At 66.3% G+C, this 17382-nt stretch carries 14 protein-coding genes and 1 riboswitch; of the genes, 10 read left to right on the top strand and 4 right to left on the bottom strand.

The window, feature by feature from the left end:
* The first annotated feature begins 22 nt into the window (after positions 1–22).
* Positions 23–2323: a methyl-accepting chemotaxis protein gene (locus HNP71_RS02400; protein WP_183265226.1), complete on the top strand. Its 2301-nt coding sequence runs from the start codon at positions 23–25 to the stop codon at positions 2321–2323.
* Here the strand turns inward: HNP71_RS02400 and metE are convergent, their stop codons facing one another.
* Positions 2324–4639: a 5-methyltetrahydropteroyltriglutamate--homocysteine S-methyltransferase gene (gene metE / locus HNP71_RS02395; RefSeq protein ID WP_183265225.1), complete on the bottom strand. Its 2316-nt coding sequence runs from the start codon at positions 4637–4639 to the stop codon at positions 2324–2326. It abuts the gene before it with no gap.
* 113 nt (positions 4640–4752) lie between these two features.
* Positions 4753–4953, bottom strand: a riboswitch (cobalamin riboswitch).
* A 59-nt stretch (positions 4954–5012) separates the two neighbouring features.
* Here metE and HNP71_RS02390 point away from each other — a divergent pair.
* Entirely contained in the window at positions 5013–5966 is a 954-nt protein-coding gene (locus tag HNP71_RS02390) for an ArsR/SmtB family transcription factor (RefSeq protein ID WP_456304177.1), read from the top strand.
* A 14-nt stretch (positions 5967–5980) separates the two neighbouring features.
* A complete protein-coding gene (metF, locus tag HNP71_RS02385; protein WP_183265224.1) occupies positions 5981–6889 on the top strand; it encodes a methylenetetrahydrofolate reductase [NAD(P)H] in 909 nt (302 codons plus the stop codon).
* On the opposite strand, the gene HNP71_RS02380 is transcribed toward metF, so the two are convergent.
* Positions 6851–7993: an alpha-hydroxy acid oxidase gene (locus tag HNP71_RS02380; RefSeq protein WP_183265223.1), complete on the bottom strand. Its 1143-nt coding sequence runs from the start codon at positions 7991–7993 to the stop codon at positions 6851–6853. The two genes, metF and HNP71_RS02380, sit on opposite strands and share 39 nt — an antisense overlap.
* A gap of 298 nt (positions 7994–8291) precedes the next feature.
* Between HNP71_RS02380 and HNP71_RS02375 the strand changes: the two genes are divergently transcribed.
* From HNP71_RS02375 to HNP71_RS02345, 7 genes are read left to right on the top strand one after another with little or no spacing between them, the layout of a single operon-like run.
* Positions 8292–9284, top strand: a complete 993-nt coding sequence (locus HNP71_RS02375; RefSeq protein WP_183265222.1) for an ABC transporter substrate-binding protein — start codon at positions 8292–8294, stop codon at positions 9282–9284.
* Positions 9271–10089 (top strand): ABC transporter permease, encoded by an 819-nt coding sequence (locus tag HNP71_RS02370; RefSeq protein ID WP_183265221.1) that lies wholly within the window; start codon positions 9271–9273, stop codon positions 10087–10089. Before HNP71_RS02375 ends, HNP71_RS02370 begins: the two co-directional genes overlap by 14 nt.
* 2 nt (positions 10090–10091) lie before the next feature.
* The gene (locus HNP71_RS02365; RefSeq protein ID WP_221246574.1) at positions 10092–10856 is read left to right on the top strand and encodes an ABC transporter ATP-binding protein; all 765 of its coding nucleotides are present in this window, start codon (positions 10092–10094) and stop codon (positions 10854–10856) included.
* Between the two features lie 10 nt (positions 10857–10866).
* The gene (gene hisD, locus HNP71_RS02360) at positions 10867–12189 is read left to right on the top strand and encodes a histidinol dehydrogenase (RefSeq protein WP_183265220.1); all 1323 of its coding nucleotides are present in this window, start codon (positions 10867–10869) and stop codon (positions 12187–12189) included.
* Positions 12186–13298 carry a histidinol-phosphate transaminase gene (hisC, locus tag HNP71_RS02355; protein ID WP_183265219.1) on the top strand — a complete coding sequence of 371 codons (1113 nt, stop codon included), beginning with the start codon at positions 12186–12188 and terminating at the stop codon, positions 13296–13298. Before hisD ends, hisC begins: the two co-directional genes overlap by 4 nt.
* On the top strand, positions 13295–14050 hold the full coding sequence (locus HNP71_RS02350) for an SDR family NAD(P)-dependent oxidoreductase (protein ID WP_183265218.1): 756 nt from the start codon (positions 13295–13297) through the stop codon (positions 14048–14050). The genes hisC and HNP71_RS02350 overlap by 4 nt, the downstream gene beginning before the upstream one ends.
* A complete protein-coding gene (locus HNP71_RS02345; RefSeq protein WP_221246573.1) occupies positions 14037–15335 on the top strand; it encodes a hypothetical protein in 1299 nt (432 codons plus the stop codon). Before HNP71_RS02350 ends, HNP71_RS02345 begins: the two co-directional genes overlap by 14 nt.
* Here HNP71_RS02345 and hutC read toward each other — a convergent pair.
* Positions 15299–16033: a histidine utilization repressor gene (hutC, locus tag HNP71_RS02340; protein ID WP_183265217.1), complete on the bottom strand. Its 735-nt coding sequence runs from the start codon at positions 16031–16033 to the stop codon at positions 15299–15301. The genes HNP71_RS02345 and hutC overlap by 37 nt on opposite strands.
* 1 nt (position 16034) lies before the next feature.
* Complete coding sequence (locus HNP71_RS02335) at positions 16035–17327, bottom strand: formimidoylglutamate deiminase (protein ID WP_343062181.1); 1293 nt, start codon at positions 17325–17327, stop codon at positions 16035–16037.
* Between the last annotated feature and the right edge of the window lie 55 nt (positions 17328–17382).

The raw sequence follows: 17382 nt of genomic DNA, 5'->3' as shown, positions 1-17382 counted from the left end.
CAGACAGCAGGAAGCAAGCTTCATGGCCCCTCTTTCCCGGAACGTCGTCTTCGGTTCCCTCTCCACAAAGCTCATAGGCGTGGCAGGCGCGGCATTCGCCCTCATCCTGTCTGGGGCGATCCTTCTGGCCGCCTGGGCGACCCAGGAGCGTGTGGAAACCACGGTCGAAACCCAGGCCAAAACGCAGGCCGAGAGCATAGCCAACGCCATCAGCGCCAAGCTGGCCGAACAGACTTCAGGCGTGAACACCATGGCGGGCACGATTACCGCGGCGTTTAACTGCGGTGTGCGCAACCGTGCCATGGTGGTGGAGATGCTGAGGATGAATGAAACTCGCTATCCAGACGTTTTCGGCTCCTGGATGCAGGAGGCGCCGGGCGGTTTCGACGGTAAGCATGCCCCCAAGGCGCCGGGTAGCAATGCCGAGGGTGATTTCAATCCGTATTGGACCAAAGGAGACGGGGGCAACCTGCAATACACCGCAACCGCAGTGGATTACACGCAGTCCTGGTACACGCTGGCCGCCAAGTCTGGCAAAGGCGCGATTACCGAACCTTATGCGGATTCGGGGAATCACAAGATGATGGTCTCCATTGCCTACCCGGTGATCGTGAGTGGCACGCTGATCGGTGTCACCGGCGTTGATGTCCGTCTCGATTGGCTGTCGAACAAGCTGGCGGGGATCCGCCCGTTTGGCGCGGGGCGGGTCATGCTGGTTTCTGGCAGTGGCGCCTGGATCGCTAATCCCGATCAATCCGAGTTGATGAAGCCCTATGCCGGTGAGGGTGCCGATGTGCTGAATGCTGCTCTGGCAGATGGTCAGCCGCGCATCCTGAACAAATTCGACAACGGCCGGACCGAGCGGATCATTTATCCCTTCGCGGTGCCCAACCTGAATGCGACTTGGGCGCTGGTGGTGGATGTGCCGGAAGAAGCGTTGGCCGCCCCCGTGCGTCACGCCACCTGGGCGATGATCGCTGGCGGCATCCTTACCCTGCTGCTGGTGCTGGGCGCGCTTTACGCCACGGTGCTGCTGCTGGTCCGCCGCCCGATGACCGGGCTGCTGGGCGCGGTGGAAACGCTGCGCCGTGGCGATTACGGCCGCCAGGTGCCTGGGCAGGAGCGGCATGACGAGACCGGCACCATTGCCGTGGCGCTGGAAGGCTTCCGCCACACCCTGGCGGAAGGGCAGCGCCACGAAGCCGCCGCCGCCGAGGAGCGCCGCCAAGCCGAGCAGGCCCGGGCCGAGGCCGAAGCCTCGCGCATGGCCGTGGCGGCGGAGCAGGGCCAGGTTGTCGAAGCGCTGGGCAGCGGGCTGTCCCGTCTCTCCGCGGGTGACCTCGTTTTCCGCCTGAACGAGGCTTTCGCCCCGGAATACGAGGTGCTGCGCACGGATTTCAATCTGGCCGTGGCCAAGTTGCAGGAGGCGATGAAGGCGATCTCCGTGAACACCCAGGGCGTGCGCGCCGGGTCCGCCGAGATGGCCCAGGCCTCGGACGATCTCTCCCGCCGCACCGAGCAGCAGGCCGCCAGCCTGGAGCAGACCGCCGCCGCGCTGAGCGAAATCACCGCCACGGTGAAGACGACCTCGGACGGCGCGAACGAGGCGCGCAAGCTGGCGCAGGACGCCAAGGGCGATGCCGAGCAATCCGGCGCGGTGGTGGGCAGCACCGTCAAGGCGATGGCGGGGATCGAGAGCGTCTCCAAGGAGATCGGAAAGATCCTTGGTGTGATCGACGAGATTGCCTTCCAGACCAATCTGCTGGCGTTGAACGCCGGGGTGGAGGCCGCGCGCGCGGGCGATGCCGGGCGCGGCTTTGCCGTGGTGGCGACCGAGGTGAGGGCTCTGGCGCAGCGTTCGGCTGATGCCGCGAAGGAGATCAAGGTGCTCATCGCCGCCTCGGGCACCGAGGTGGAGAACGGCGTGAAGCTGGTGGGTGAAACCGGTAAGGCGCTGGAGCGGATCGTGGGGCAGGTGGCGCGGCTGAACCAGCTGATCGTGGAGATCGCGGGCTCGGCGCAGGAGCAGGCCGTGCGGCTGAACGAGGTGAACGAGGCCGTGAGCCAGATGGACGTGGTGACGCAGCAGAACGCCGCCATGGTGGAGCAGGCCAATGCCTCCTGCCACTCGCTGACCGAAGAGGCCGAGGAGCTCTCCCGCCTGGTCGGCGAGTTCCAGATTGGCCACACGGAAGCGCCCCGCCAAGCCACCAAACCGGCCAAGAGCCGCATCCCCGTGCATGCGCCTCGCCCGCCCGTCGCGCCCAAGCCCGTCTCCCGCACCCCGGTGCCCGCGGGCACCGAGGATTGGGACGAGTTCTGATCAGGCGGCGCGGGCGGCCTTCGCGGCCAGAACCAGATTGGCGATGGCCGCCTTCACCTCCGGCCAGCCGCGGGTCTTCAGCCCGCAATCCGGGTTAACCCAGAGCCGCTCGGCGGGCAGTTTGGCGGCGGCGGCGGTGAGCAGGGCGCTCATCTCCGCCACGTCCGGCACGCGCGGGGAGTGGATGTCGTACACGCCCGGCCCGATCTCGGCGGGGTAGCGATAGGCGTTGAAGGCATCCAGCAGTTCCATCTGCGAGCGTGCGGTTTCGATGGAAATCACATCGGCATCCATGTTGCCGATCGCGGCCATGATGTCGTTGAACTCCGAGTAGCACATATGGGTGTGGATCTGTGTCTCGTCGCGTACGCCGGAGGCCGAGATGCGGAAGCACTCCACCGCCCAGGCCAGATACGCCGCCCAATCGGCATGGCGCAGAGGCAAGCCCTCGCGCAGAGCGGCTTCGTCGATCTGGATGATCGCGGCACCGGCTTCTTCCAGATCCACCACCTCGTCGCGGATGGCGAGCGCGATCTGCCGGCAGGTGGCGGCGCGGGGCTGGTCGTCGCGCACGAAGGACCAGTTGAGGATGGTTACCGGCCCGGTCACCATGCCCTTCACCGGCTTGGCTGTGAGGGATTGCGCGTAGGCCCACCACGCCACAGTCATCGGCGCGGGGCGGGAGACGTCGCCATAGATGATCGGCGGACGCACGCAGCGCGAACCGTAGGACTGCACCCAGCCATGCTTGGTGAAGGCAAAGCCGGTGAGGCGCTCGCCGAAATATTGCACCATGTCGTTGCGCTCGAACTCGCCATGCACTAGCACGTCGAGCCCGGCCTCCTCCTGCCAATGGATGGCTCTGGCGGTCTCCTGCTTCAGGAAGGCCTCGTAGGCGACATCGTCCAACTCGCCTTTGTCATGTGCGGCGCGGACTTGGCGCACGTCCGCGGTCTGCGGGAAGGAGCCGATGGTGGTGGTTGGGTAGAGCGGCAAAGCCAGCTTGCGCCGTTGCGCCGCCTGGCGGATGGGGAAGGACGAAGCGCGCCGGGCGAGGTCTGGCCCAGCCGCCAGCAGCCGGGCCTGCACCGTGGGGTCGGTGATCTTGCGCGAGCCGCGCCGGGCTTCGGCTGCCGCCGAGGACGCAGCCAATTCCACGGTAACCGCCTCGCGCCCCTCGTTCAGTGCCTTGGCCAGCACCGCCAGCTCACCGATCTTCTGGGCCGCGAAGGAGAGCCAGGAGCGCACATCCGCATCCAGCGCCGTTTCCCGTGTCAGGTCCAATGGCACATGCAGCAGTGAGCAGGACGGGGCGAGCACGATCTCGCGCCCCTTCAGCGGTTCCAGTTTCTCAAGCAGAGCGGCGAGGTCCGCGCGCCAGATATTGCGGCCGTCGATAACGCCGAGCGACAGCACCAGCCCCGTCGGCGCCTTGGCCAGCACCGCGCCGAGCTGTTCCGGGGCGCGGACGAGGTCCAGATGCAGCCCCTGCACCGGCAGCGCCAGCGCGGTGGCGAGGTTCTCGCCCAGCCCGCCGAAATAGGTGGTGAGCATCAGGCGCAGGCCGGGGGCGGCCTCGTGCAGTGCGGCATAGGCACCGTGCAGAGCTGAGCGGGCGGCGTCATCGAGGTCCAGCACCAGGCAGGGTTCGTCGATCTGCGCCCATTGCGCGCCTTCCGCCGCGAGGGCTTGCAGCACTTGCGCGTACACCGCCACCACGTTGGGTAGCAGGGTCAGCGGGTCGAAGTCTGCATCCTTACTCTTGCCGAGAAGCAGATAGCTCACCGGGCCGAGCAGCACCGGGCGGGTTTCAATGCCCAGGGCCTTGGCCTCGCGGTATTCGTCCAGCACTTTGGTGGAGGCGAGGGTGAAGCTCTGCCCCGACGCAAACTCTGGCACCAAGTAGTGGTAGTTGGTGTCGAACCATTTGGTCATTTCCATCGCCGGCACGCCCTCGGTGCCGTGCTTGGCGCCGCAGTCGCAGCTTTCTTCATGCGCCGTGGGGCGGCCACCGCGAGCCATGGCGAAATAGGTGGTCAGTTCCACCGGGCCGCCGCGCCAGCCATAGGCGGCGGGAATCGCCCCAAGCATCACACTGGTGTCCAGCACATGGTCGTAGAGCGAGAAATCATTGCTGGGGATGATGTCCGCCCCCAACTCGCGCTGCCACGCCCAGGCGCGGGCGCGCAGGGCGGCGGCGGTGCCGAGCAGGGCCTCGGCGTGGCTCTTGCCCGCCCAGTAGGATTCGAGCGCGGTCTTCAGTTCGCGCCGGGGGCCGATGCGGGGAAAGCCAAGTGTGGCGACGGTGACGGTCATGCAAGCCTCTCTTCAATCAGGCGGAGAAGAGCGGGCAGGGCGCGGACCAGCAGCGCGCGGGCCAGGGGGCGCCGCACGGCGGGTCCGCGGCCAGCCCGGAGAACCCCGCCGGGTGACGTGATGTTGCCAAGGCAGGTCTCCTGGCTTGCGGGTCGTCGTCCCTGTCCGGCCTTCCCGGGATGCATCCCAGTGGCTTGAATGGGCAGAGACTCGCCGCTGACAGTTGCGGGGGCAGCTCCGGTCTTGCACCGGCTTCCCTCTTAGCCGCACCGCGCCGGAAGAGGCGGGGCGGAACCATTGGCCCGCGCAACAGGCGCCAGCCAGACGGCTTTGTCAAGCATTTTATATATGGACATAAACATATCTTTATGTGATGAATATCACCATGGATTTGCCGCTCACCATCTTCCGCGCCTTGGCCGACCCCACACGCTTGCGCATCCTGGCGCTGCTGCGCGCCATGGAGCTTTCGGTGGGCGAGCTGGCGCAGGTGCTGGTGCAGAGCCAGCCGCGCATCTCCCGGCACATCAAAATTCTGGCCGAGGCCGGGCTAATCGGGCGGCGCAAGGAGGGGGCGTGGGTGTTCCTCGGCCTGGGCGATGAAGCCCTGGTCCGCCCGCTGCTGGCCGCCATCGATGCCTGGGCCGCGCAAGGCCCGCCCGACCCTTGGACGGTGGCCGACCAAGCCCGCCTCTCCGCCGTGCAAGCCGACCGCGCTCGCGCCGCCGAGGCTTATTTCAACGCCCATGCCGGGTCCTGGGACGAGATGCGCTCGCTCTACGTGGCCGAGAGCGATGTAGAGGCGGCGATCACCGCATTGCTGGCCGATGCGCCGATTGGCAGGCTCGTCGATATCGGCACTGGCACCGGGCGCATGCTGGAACTCTTTGCGCCCCAGGCCCTCGGTGCCACGGGTATCGACCGCAGCCCGGAGATGCTGCGCCTCGCCCGCGCCAAGCTGGCGGCCAAGGGGCTGGAGCATGTGGAACTGCGCCAGGGCGACATGTACGGGCTGGCGCTGCCCGATGGCGCCGCCGACACCGTGCTGCTGCACCAGGTACTGCATTACGCGCAACTGCCCGAGGCGGCGTTGGCCGAGGCCGCACGCCTGCTTGCCCCTGGCGGACGGCTGCTGGTGGTGGATTTCGCCCCGCATGAGCGCGAGGAACTGCGCTCGCGTCATGCCCATGTGCGGCTCGGCTTTTCCGATGAGCAGATGGCGCATTGGTTCGTCGCCGCCAACCTGACTACCGAAGCCGTCCGCGCCCTGGAGGGCGGCGAGCTGACCGTGAAACTCTGGCTGGGCCGCAAGCCCGCCACCGACTAACCGAGGATATCCCCATGAACCAGATCACCCCTCTCCCCCCGGCGGACGATCTCGCTTTGTCCTTCGAGTTCTTTCCGCCCAAGACGGAGAAGATGGACGCCGAATTATGGGAGACGGTGCAGGCCTTGGCCCCGCTGCGCCCGCGTTTCGTCTCGGTGACTTACGGCGCTGGCGGCACCACGCGCGAGCGTACCCACGCGGCGGTCTCACGCTTGGTGCATGAGGCCGGGTTGAACGCTGCGGCGCATCTTACCTGCGTGGGGGCGAGCCGAGAGGAGATTTTGGACATCGCGCGCGGCTATTGGGCAGCGGGCGTGCGGCATATCGTGGCGCTGCGCGGCGATCCGCCGGCGGGCGCGGGGCGCTTCACCCCGCACCCAGACGGCTTCGCCAATGCCACGGAGCTGACGGAGGCGCTCAAGCGCCTCGCTCCGTTTGAGATCTCGGTGGCCGCTTACCCGGAATGCCACCCGGATTCACCGAGCGTGCAGGCTGATCTCGACAATCTGAAAGCCAAGATCGACGCCGGGGCGGACCGCGCCATCACGCAATTCTTCTTCTCGCCGGAGGTGTTTCTGCGCTTCCGCGACCGTGCGGCGGCAGCAGGGATATCGGCGGAGCTGGTGCCGGGTATCCTGCCCATCGCCAACGCGGCGCAGACGCGCAAATTCGCCGCCCAATGCGGCACGCAAATCCCCCCGGCGCTGGACCGCCTGCTGGACGGGCTGGACGACAACCCGCAGATGCGCCCGCTGGTCGCGGCGATGGCGGCGGCGGGTCTGTGTCGTGGGCTATATGAAGAGGGCGTGCGGCAATTCCATTTCTACACCCTCAATCGCGCGCCGATGACCCAGGCGCTGTGCCATCTGCTGGGGCGGCGGGCCTCAGGCTGGGCGCACGTAGCGGGCGCCGTCAGCGCGTAGGGTGGGGATGTCGGGGCAGCCCATCAGCGCCAAAGCGATTTCTATCTCCGCTTTCAGGGCAGAGATGATCTGGTTCACCCCCGTCCCGCCATTGGCCGCCAGGGCGTAGGCATAGGCGCGCCCGAGCAGCACGCCGGAGGCCCCCAGCGCCAGCGCCTTCACGATATCCGCGCCCCGGCGGAAGCCGCTATCGATGAGCAGTTCCAGCCCATGTGCCGCGGCGGCGATCTCGGGCAGGCGGTCGATGGTGGAACTGGCGCCATCGAGCTGGCGGCCGCCATGGTTGGAGATGACAATGGCGGAGACGCCCGCATCAGCCGCGCGGCGGGCGTCATCGGCGCAGAGCAAGCCCTTCACCACCAGCTTGCCTGGCCAGTTCTCCCGCACCCAGGCGAGGTCGTCCCAGCTTAGGCTCTGGTCGATGCGACTGGAGAGGGCCGCCGCCTGGGCCAGCACGGAGTTGCCGAATTCCGGGTGGGTGGCCAGGGCCTCCACTCTCGGTTTGCCGTGGCGCAGCATATCCAGGCACCAGCCAGGCTTGCGGGCGAGGCGCGCCAGCAGGCTGGGGGTGAGGCTGGTGAGGCTGCGGAAGCCGTTGCGCACATCGCGCTCGCGGATGCCGGTGATGGCGCAATCCACGGTGAGGAAGATCGTCTCCACTCCGGCCTGGCGCGCGGCGGCGAGCATCTCGGCACCCAAGGCGCGGTCGGTGAGGACATAGAGCTGGAACATGTTCCGCCCCGGAGCCTCGCGCGCTACGCGGTTGATAGAGGCGATAGAGAAGCTGGAGAGGCAGAACGGCACCCCGGCTGCTGCGGCGGCGCGGGCGGCCTGCACCTCACCATTGCCCCGATACAGCCCAAGAAACCCGACCGGCCCGAGCATGAAGGGCAGGCCGTGCGTCTCGCCCAGGAAGGTTGTGGCGAGGTTCGGCTTGGGCGCGCCGGTCATCACCCGCTGCTCCAGCCGCCAGCGGGCGAAATCGGCCTCGTTGGCGCGGGCGGTGGCTTCGGTGGAGGCCGCGCCGTCGATGTAGTCGAAGAAAATGCGCGGCAGGCGGCGCTGGGCGGCGGCGCGGGCGTCCTCGGTGTTGAGCAGGAGCATGGTCAGGGGCGCACCAGGGTTTTCAGGCTGCCGGCCTCGCCGGGGGCTTCGATGTCCTCGTAACGCAGATCGGCGATGCCATGCAGGCGGACAGCTTTCATGCGCATGACCATAAAAGCGGCAGCTTGCCGTGGCAAGCAAGATGTATATACATACATGCCTATTGTATATACAAACACGTTGACCCGGATACTAGGAACTGCTGCAATGCGGGCGTATGGACAGGGCGCATCGCGGGTTGCGCCAAAAAGATGAGCAGCGCCGAAAACGCCCCGTGAAAGGTAACAGGAGGTTATTCATGTTGAAGAAACGCTTGCTTCTTTCGCTCGCTCTGGCGGGTTCGCTGTTCGCGGGAGCGCAGTCTCGCGCCGCCACCATCCCCACCACGCCCGAGCCCGGCCCGGTGAAGATCGCGCTGGAGCCCTGGCTCGGCTACGGCCAGTGGGCGGTGGCGCAGGATAAAGGCTTCTTCGCCAAGGAAGGGCTGAAGGATGTCACCCTCGTCAATTTCGACGAGGATAAGGAGCTGAACGCCGCCATGGCCGGTGGCAAGGTCGATGCCGCTTGCGTCTCCACCAACACCGCTATGGCCATGGTCTCCGCCGGGCTGCCGGTGAAGGCCGTGCTGCTGATGGATTTCTCCAACACCGCCGACGCCATTCTCGCCCCGTCCTCCATCACCAGCATCGCCCAGCTCAAGGGCAAGCAGGTGGCGTATGAGGAGGGCTCCACCTCCGACGTGCTGCTGCACTACGCGCTGGCCCAGGCCGGCATGAGCATGAGCGACGTGACCAAGGTGCCCATGCCCGCCGACAGCGCCGGCAGCGCCATGCTGGCGGGCCGCGTGCCCGTGGCCGTGACGTATGAGCCGTACATCTCCGCAGCGCTTGCCGCCGGAAAGGGCTATCACCGCCTGTTCACGGCGGGCGTGAATCCGGGCCTGATTTCGGATGTGCTGATCGTCAGCGACAAGATGATCAAGGAGCATCCCGGCCAGATCCTGGCGCTGGTGCGTTCCTGGCAGGATGCGATCACCTACTACAACGCCAACACTGCCGATGGCCGCGCGATCATCGCCAAATCGGTGAGCTCCGACCTCGCCAGCCTGAACACGGCCTTCGACGGCGTGACCTACTACACCGTGCCCGCCGCCCGTGAGGCGTTTAACGGCGCATTCCGCGACAAGACCTTCAACGACGTGCTGAAGGCCGCCACGCAGGCCGGGCTCGTGACCAAGCCGGTTACCCCCGCTCAGGTTCTGGACGCCGATTTCCTCAATGCGGCGCAGTAAAGCCAAGGCGCTCTGGCGCGGTCTCTTCACCACGGGTGGAGAGATCGGGCGGGGCACGTATCTTGTCATCTCAGCCTCGGTGTTCCTGGTCCTGCTCGCCATCTGGTGGGCAGTGACCAGCGCCGGGCTGGTGCCGCCGCTTTTCCTGCCAGCACCAGGGGCGATCTGGGACAAGCTCGCCGGTTTGGCGTTGGACGGCACGCTCTGGGGCGATGTCGAGGTCTCGGTCTATCGCGTGGTGGCGGGGTTCGTCATCGCCTCGGCAATGGCCGTGCCCATCGGCGTACTCATCGGCACCAGCCGGTTTTGGGAGGCGGCCCTTGAGCCGCTGGCCGATTTCATCCGCTACATGCCGGTGGTGGCGTTCCTGCCGCTCACCATTCTATGGGCGGGCACCACGGATTTGCAGAAATTCCTGATCATCTGGATCGGCACGTTCTTCCAGCAGGTGCTGATGGTGATGGACAATGTGAAGCGCGTGCCGCCGGATTTCATCGGGCTGGGGCGTACGCTGGGGCTTTCTGAACTCAAATTGCAGATGAAGATCGTTATCCCCTCCGCCCTGCCGGGGATCTGGGACACGCTGCGCATCACCTTCGGCTGGGCCTGGACCTGGCTGGTGGTGGCCGAATTGGTAGCCGCCGATAGCGGGCTTGGCTACCGCATCACCGTCTCGCAGCGTTATTTCGAGACCGACGTGACCATCGGCTATATCCTGGTGCTCGGTGTGCTTGGCCTGCTCTGCGACCAGATGATGAAGGCGCTGGAGCGTGTGCTGTTCCCCTATGCGAAGAGGCGTGGCTGATTATGGCGCCGAAATTAGAGATTAAGAGCGTCAACAAAAGCTTCAAGCGCACACGGGCACTTTCGGATGTCTCGCTGACCTTGCGGGAGAATGAGTTCGTCTCGCTGGTGGGGGTGTCGGGCTGCGGCAAGAGCACGTTGCTCTCCATCGTGGCCGGGCTGCTGGATTACGATGAGGGCGACATTCTGGTGGATGGCGCGCCGATGACCGGGCCGGGGCTGGATCGCGGCGTGGTGTTTCAGTCCTATACGCTGCTGCCCTGGCTCACCGCGCGCAAGAATATCGAGTTCGCGCTGAAGGCGGCGGGACATAAGGGGGCGGAATGCAGGCGCATCGCCGATGAGCATCTGGCCCTGGTGCGGCTTGCCAAGTTCGCGGATTCCTATCCGCATGAACTCTCCGGCGGGATGAAGCAGCGCGTGGCGATTGCGCGCGCGCTCTCCTACCGCCCGAAAGTGCTGCTGATGGACGAGCCCTTCGGCGCGCTGGACGCGATGACCCGCCACGAGATGCAGACGCTCCTCACCCGCGTGTGGGAGCAGCACAAGCTGACCGTGCTGTTCGTCACGCATGATGTCGAGGAGGCGGTGTATCTCTCAGACCGCATCGTGGCGATGACGGTGGGGCCGGGGCGGATCAAGACCGAGTTCAAGGTCGATCTACCGCGCCCGCGCACGCAGGAGATCATCTCCACGCCGGAATTCATGGCGCTGCAGAAGCGCGTGCTCGCCACCATCCGCGAAGATCTTGTCTCCGACGAAGCCTGAAGGATTGCCCATGACCGAGAGCGTCAACTTCATCGACCTGCGTATGACGGGCGTGATTCCGCCCGCGCTGTACCGCCGCACCGAGACGGATCTCTCCGGCATCATGGCCAAGGTGGAGCCGATCATCGTGGCGGTACGCGAGGAAGGGGATGCGGCGCTGCTGCGCTTCGCCAAGGCGTTCGACGGCGTGACGGCGGACAGCATGACGCTGCGCGCCACCGAGGAGGAGTTCGAGACCGCCTTCGCCAGCTTCGATCCTGAAATGATCGAGACGCTGAAGCTGGCCATCGACAATATCCGCCGCTTCCACGAGGCCCAGAAGCCCGAGGAAATGTGGATGAAGGAGATTAGCCCCGGGGTGTGGACGGGCGACCGCATGCTGCCCATCGATTCCGTGGCCTGCTACGTGCCGCGCGGCAAGGGCGCGTTCCCGAGCGTCGTGAACATGACCTGCATCCCGGCGATTGTGGCGGGGGTGAAGCGCGTGGTCATCATCACCCCGCCGGGGCCGGATGGCCGCGTGGATGCCGGGACGCTGGTGGCGGCCAAGCTGATCGGCGTGACCGAGATTTACAAATGTGGCGGCGCGCAGGGGGTGGCGGCGGTGGCCTATGGCACGCCGACCGTGCCGAGATGCGAGAAGATCGTCGGCCCTGGCAGCCCTTATGTGGTGGCGGCCAAGCGGCTGCTGGCGCAGGTGATCGACCCCGGCACCCCGGCCGGTCCGTCCGAGGCGCTGATTTTGGCCGATGACAGCGCAGATGGTGCGCTGGCGGCGCTCGATCTCATCATCGAATCCGAGCACGGGCCGGATTCCTCGGCTTACCTCGTCACCAACAGCGCCCGCGTGGCCGAGGAAGCCCGCGCCGCTCTGCCCGGCTACTGGGCCGAGATGGACGAAAAGCGCGCGGGCTTTTCCCGCGCCGTGCTGTGCGGCCCGCATGGCGGCATCGTGCTGGTCAAGGATTTCGCCACCGCCGTGGAGTTCGTGAACGGCTACGCGCCGGAGCATCTGGAGATCCTCACCGCCGAGCCTTTCGCCACGCTCGGGCAGATACGTAATGCGGGCGAGATTCTGCTCGGCCGTTATACGCCGGTGACGCTTGGCAATTACCTGCTCGGCCCCAACGCCGTACTGCCCACCAATGGCGCGGCGCGCACCGGCTCACCGCTCTGCGTGTTCGATTATATGAAGCGCGCCTCCATCGCGCATGTCACCAGTGCCGCCTATCCGGCGCTGGCCAAACACGCGCACCGCTTCGCCAGCTATGAGGGGTTCGACGGCCATGCCCGTGCTGTCTCGCCCTTGCGCGATAAGCTGCTGGCCAAATGAGCGCGGCACTGGCGCGGCCCGAACTGGCCGCGATGCCGCTCTACAATGCCGGGCTGGGCGAGGCCGCCGTGCGCGCCCGCTACGGGCTTACCCAGGTTGCCAAGCTCGGCAGCAACGAGAACCCCTGGGGCCCGAGCCCCGCTGTGGGCGAGGCGCTGGCGGGCCTGAGCGCCGAGACATGGCTCTACCCCGATGCGAGTTGCGCTCCGCTGCGCGAGGCTCTGGCCGCGCGCACGGGTGTGGCGGCGGAGCGGATTATCTGCGGCAACGGCTCCGAACATATCATCGAGATGATCGCCGAGGCCTTCCTCACCCCTGGCAGCACGGTGCTCACGCTGGGGCCGTGCTTCGGGCTGCATGAGATCTACCCGCTGATGATGGGCGCGCATGTGCGCAAGATCCCCGTCACCGGCGTGCTGGAGTTTGATGTCCCGGCTTGGCGCGAGACCTTGGGGCAGGGGGCGCGGGTGGTGATGATATCCAACCCCTCCAACCCCGTGGGCTGCCTGCTGGATGAGGCGGGGCTGGCCGCGCTGATCGACGCCGCGCCCAAAGACGCGCTGCTGGTGCTGGATGAAGCCTATTACGAATATGCCCGCCATGAGCCGGGCTATCCGGATAGCCTGCGCCTGCTGGCGGCGCAGGAGCGCCCCTGGCTGGTGCTGCGGACGTTCTCCAAGGCCTATGGGCTGGCGGGGTTGCGCGTGGGCTATGCGATGGCGAGTTCGGCGGCCCTGGCTGGGCAGCTCAACAAGGTGCGAACACCCTTTCCGGTGAATGTGGCGGCGCAGCGCGCGGCGCTGGCGGCGCTGGGGGATGACGCGCATCTGGCCTACGTGGTGGCGCAGACGCTGCAAAACCGTGCCGCTTTGCGTGAAGCCCTGGAGGCGCGCGGCCTGCGCTGCGCCCCCTCGGCGGCGAATTTCCTGTATGTCTCCACGAAGCACCCGGCCACGGCACTGGCCGAGGTGCTGCTCTCGCGTGGCGTGATCGTGAAACCCTGGACCGAGCCGGGTTACGAAAGCTGGTTCCGGGTGAGCGTGGGGACTGAGGCGATGCAGGAGATGTTCCTCACCGCGCTCGATGCGGCTTTGGAGGCATTGGCATGAACCGTTTCTCGCTGGCGGGACGCAAGGCTTTGGTCACGGGGGCCTCGCGCGGCATTGGCCGGGCGCTGGCTTTGGCGCTGGCCGAGGCGGGGGCGGAGGTGTTCTGCGCGGGGCGCGATCTCGTGGCGCTGGAGACCGTGGCGGCGGGGCTGCGTGAGGCTGGCTATGCTGCCACGGCGGTGAAGCTGGATGTCTCCACCCCCGCCGCCGTGGCCGAGTGCTTCGCCGCCCTGGCCGGGATGACGCCGACCCTCGACATTCTAGTGAACAATGCCGGGGTCGAGGATGTCTGCCCGTCGCTCGATGTGGACGAGGCGCTGTGGGACAAGATCCTCAACACCAACCTCAAGGGCGCGTTCTTCTGCGCCCAGGCGGCGGCGCGGATGATGTCCAAGGGCGGGGCGATCCTGAATCTCTGCTCGCTTACCTCCGAGGTCGGGGTGCCGACCGCAGCACCTTATGGTGCTTCCAAATCCGGGCTGGTGGGCGTGACCCGCGCGCTGGCGGCGGAATGGGCACCCTTGGGCATCCGCGTGAACGGCATCGGGCCGGGCTATTTCCGCACCAGCATGACGGAAGTGTTCTACGAGAACGAGGCCTGGGCCAAGGCCATGCTGGCGAAGATCCCGCTGGCGCGCTTCGGCGAGCTGGAGGACCTGGCCGGGGCGGCGGTGTTCCTGTGCAGTCCCGCGTCCTCCTACATCACGGGGCAGGTGTTGTATGTCGATGGCGGGTATCTTGCCAGTATCTGAGAGCCGCACGGCGGCGCTGCGCCAACTCGCGGCCGCGGGGCGGATCGACGAGGCTGTGGCAGGCGTGGTGGCGCTGCTGGCAGATCTGTTCGGGCTGGATGCGCAAGGCTTGCGCATCAACAGTGACCAGTACAGCCTGAACTCGCTGAACGGGTTTTTCTCTGCCGGGGGCGATGAGTTCTTCTTCAAATTCCACCAGGAGGACGGCGAGGAGACGATGGCCGGCGAGTATTACCGCGCCGGGCTGCTGGCCGCCGCCGGGTTGCCGGTGGACATGCCTGCGCATGTCTCGCGCCTGCCGGGCGAGCAGATCCTCGTCTATCGCCGCCGCCATGAACCGCGCTTTGCCGACACGCTGCGCGCCTTGGACGCCTTGGGCGAAACCAGCCCCCGCGCCCTGGCCGCCGAGGCCGGGCTGGACGAGGCGTTGCTGGCAGTGGCCCAACGCACGCTGCACGTCATCACGCCCGAACAGGCCGCCGCCGAGCCGCTGCACCAGCTTTTCCATAACAGGCTAGTCGATGACGGGCACTTCCCCGGCGGGCGCTACAAGCGCTTCTATCTCCGTCAGAGCGTGGACCTCCCCGGCCTGACGCTGCCTTGGGAAGACTTCGCCGCATTGCCCTTCGTCATCAACGGCGCGCGCTACCGTCATACGCTGGACAAGCTGTTCGTCCGTGCGGCGGAACGGCTGAACCCGCTGCGCTTGGCTGATGCGGGCGGCGTGACCGCGCATGGCGACGCGCATAACGCCAATGTGTGGGATACGCTGGACGGGCTGGTATTTTTCGACCCTGCCTTCGCGGGTGAGAACGTGCCCTCGCTGCTGGCCGAGGTGAAGTCCACCTTCCACAACATGTTGGCGCATCCGTTTTGGTTGTACGACCCGGAGGAGACAGCTTCGCGCTACAAGGCCAGCGTGCGGGTTGAGAATGGCGCTCTGCATATCGAGACTGACTGGGCGCCGACGGCGCTGCGCCGGGCGTTGCTGGAGGTGAAGGCGGAGCGATTCTGGCGTCCGTTCCTGAACACGCTGCATACGCGTGACATGTTGCCCGAGGATTGGCGGGAGGTTCTGCGCCTCGCACTATTCCTTTGTCCCACGCTGGTGATGGACCTGTGCGCTGGGATGGGGCGGCACAACCCGGTGTCCTCGGCCATTGGCTTCGCTGTGGCGATGATGGCGGGCTCCGCGCCGGTGGACGCCCCCGCCGCCATCGACCTCACCGCCCCGTTCCTGGCGGCGCTTCAGCCGGGCTTGGGCGACCAGTTGGCCGGGCGGTAGCGGCTGCCCAGCGAGTATCGGCTGCCTGGATGCGTCAGCACCGAGCGCGTGGCCGGGCCGCTCTCCGCCCAGGTGCGGCGCAGCAGGCGCAGGCATGGTTCGTGCACCCCCACATTCAGCCGCGCCTGGATATGTGCGTCGGGTGTGATGGCGTGGATGATGTGTTCCACCTCCATTGGAGGGGCGATGGATTGCAGGTAGCGGTTGGTGGTGATGGCGGTGAAATCCTGCTTCAGATAGCCCGGCGCGAAATCCGGCGAGACGAAGCGTTCCTCCAGCTGCACGGCGTCGTCGTTCTCGTAATGCACGATCTCGGAATAAAAAATCCGTCCGCGTGGTGAGAGGCGGAACTCGGTGGCGAGGGCAACGTCGGCGCGCAGAGCCTCCAGCCGCAGCACCTCGGCCCGGTGCGTATGGCCGCGAGCCTGGATATCCTCGGCGATGTCATACACCTCCAGCAGTGTGGCGCGCGGGGCACGGGGCTGCACGAAGGTGCCCACACCCTGCACGCGCAGCAGCAAACCGTCGGCCGACATTTCACGCAGTGCCCGATGCACCGTCATGCGCGAGGCGCCGAGCGTTTCCATCAGCTCGAATTCGGAAGGGATCTTGCCGCCCTCGGTCCAGCGTCCCGCGGCGATGCCTTCCAGCAGATAGGTCTTCACCTGCTCGTAGAGTTTGGGTGGTTTCGTGTTCATCTCAGATCAATCGGTCCATCATAGTGTCAAACCGCAGCCGGGTGGTTTGTGCAAGGGCGTGGCGGCCATCTTCCACAACCTGACGGCCATTCACCCACACGCCGCGCACCGCAGGCTGGCGGGCGCAGAATACGGATTGGGAAAGGGCAAGTTCGGGGTTCTCGCCCGAGAGCGTGACAAAGCTGGCCGGTGCGCCAGGGCGCAGCCCGCCTTGCAGCCCCAGCGCCTGCGCTCCGCCCGCCACGGCGGCCTGATACAAGGCGGTGGCGGTGCAGGGTGCCGCGGGCGAGGCCATGACGTTGCGGGCGCGTTGGGCAAGGCGCTGGGAATATTCCAGCATCTGCAATTCGCGTGCGGCGTCGATGAGCACATTGGAATCCGACCCCACGCCCCAGGCGCCGGAGAAATGCTGGATGGGGAAAATGCCGTCGCCCAGATTGGCCTCGGTGATCGGGCACAGCCCGGCAACCGCGTTTGCCGCCGCCATCGCGGCACCCTCCTGCGGCGTGATGTGCGTGCCATGCACAAGGCACCAGTTCGGCCCGACCGGCGCGTTGGCCAACAGATATTCCACCGGGCGCTGACCGGAGAAGCTGATGCAGGCGTCAACTTCGGCAGTCTGCTCGGCGATATGGATGTGCACCGGCCTACCGCCAGCCAGTTCCGCCAGCGCCTTCACCTCGGGCAATGTGGCCGCGCGCAACGAGTGCGGTGCAACACCGGAAGGAGCTAGTGCAGCGCAGCGCTCGTAAAGTTTGGTGTAATTGTCGAGCGAGGAGAGGAAGCGCCGCTGCTCGGGCGCGGGCGCTGTGCCGCCGAAACCAGCATGGGCGTAGAACACGGGCAGTAGCAGCAGTTCGATCCCCACCGCTTCCGCCGCCGCGGCGATGCGCGCCGCCATCTCGCCGATATCGGCATAGGGCGTGCCATCGGGCGCGTGGTGCAGATAATGGAACTCGGCAACGGAGGTGAAACCGCCTTCAAGCATCTCGATAAAGGCAAGCGTCGCCGCCGCTTCCACATCCTCTGGGGACATCGAGAGGGCGAGCTTGTACATCAGTGTCCGCCACGTCCAGAAACTATCCTGCCCCGTGCCCCGGCGTTCCACATGCCCGGCCATGGCGCGTTGGAAGGCGTGGCTGTGCAGATTGGGCATGCCCGGTAGTGCGATCTCCTTGCCGCCCGGCATCTTGGTTTCCAGGTTGGCGATCACGCCATTCTCGACAATCAGCCGCACATTCTCGGTCCAGCCGGTTGGCAGTAAAGCGTGGCGGAACAAATATGCATCTGGCACTGGACAGCTCCTGTCGATCTCCGATATTGTATATACAACTGAAGCACTCCATCCG

The organism is Acidocella aromatica, assembly GCF_014201825.1.
GTDB lineage: Bacteria > Pseudomonadota > Alphaproteobacteria > Acetobacterales > Acetobacteraceae > Acidocella > Acidocella aromatica.
This window is presented reverse-complemented; position numbering and strand designations above follow the sequence as displayed.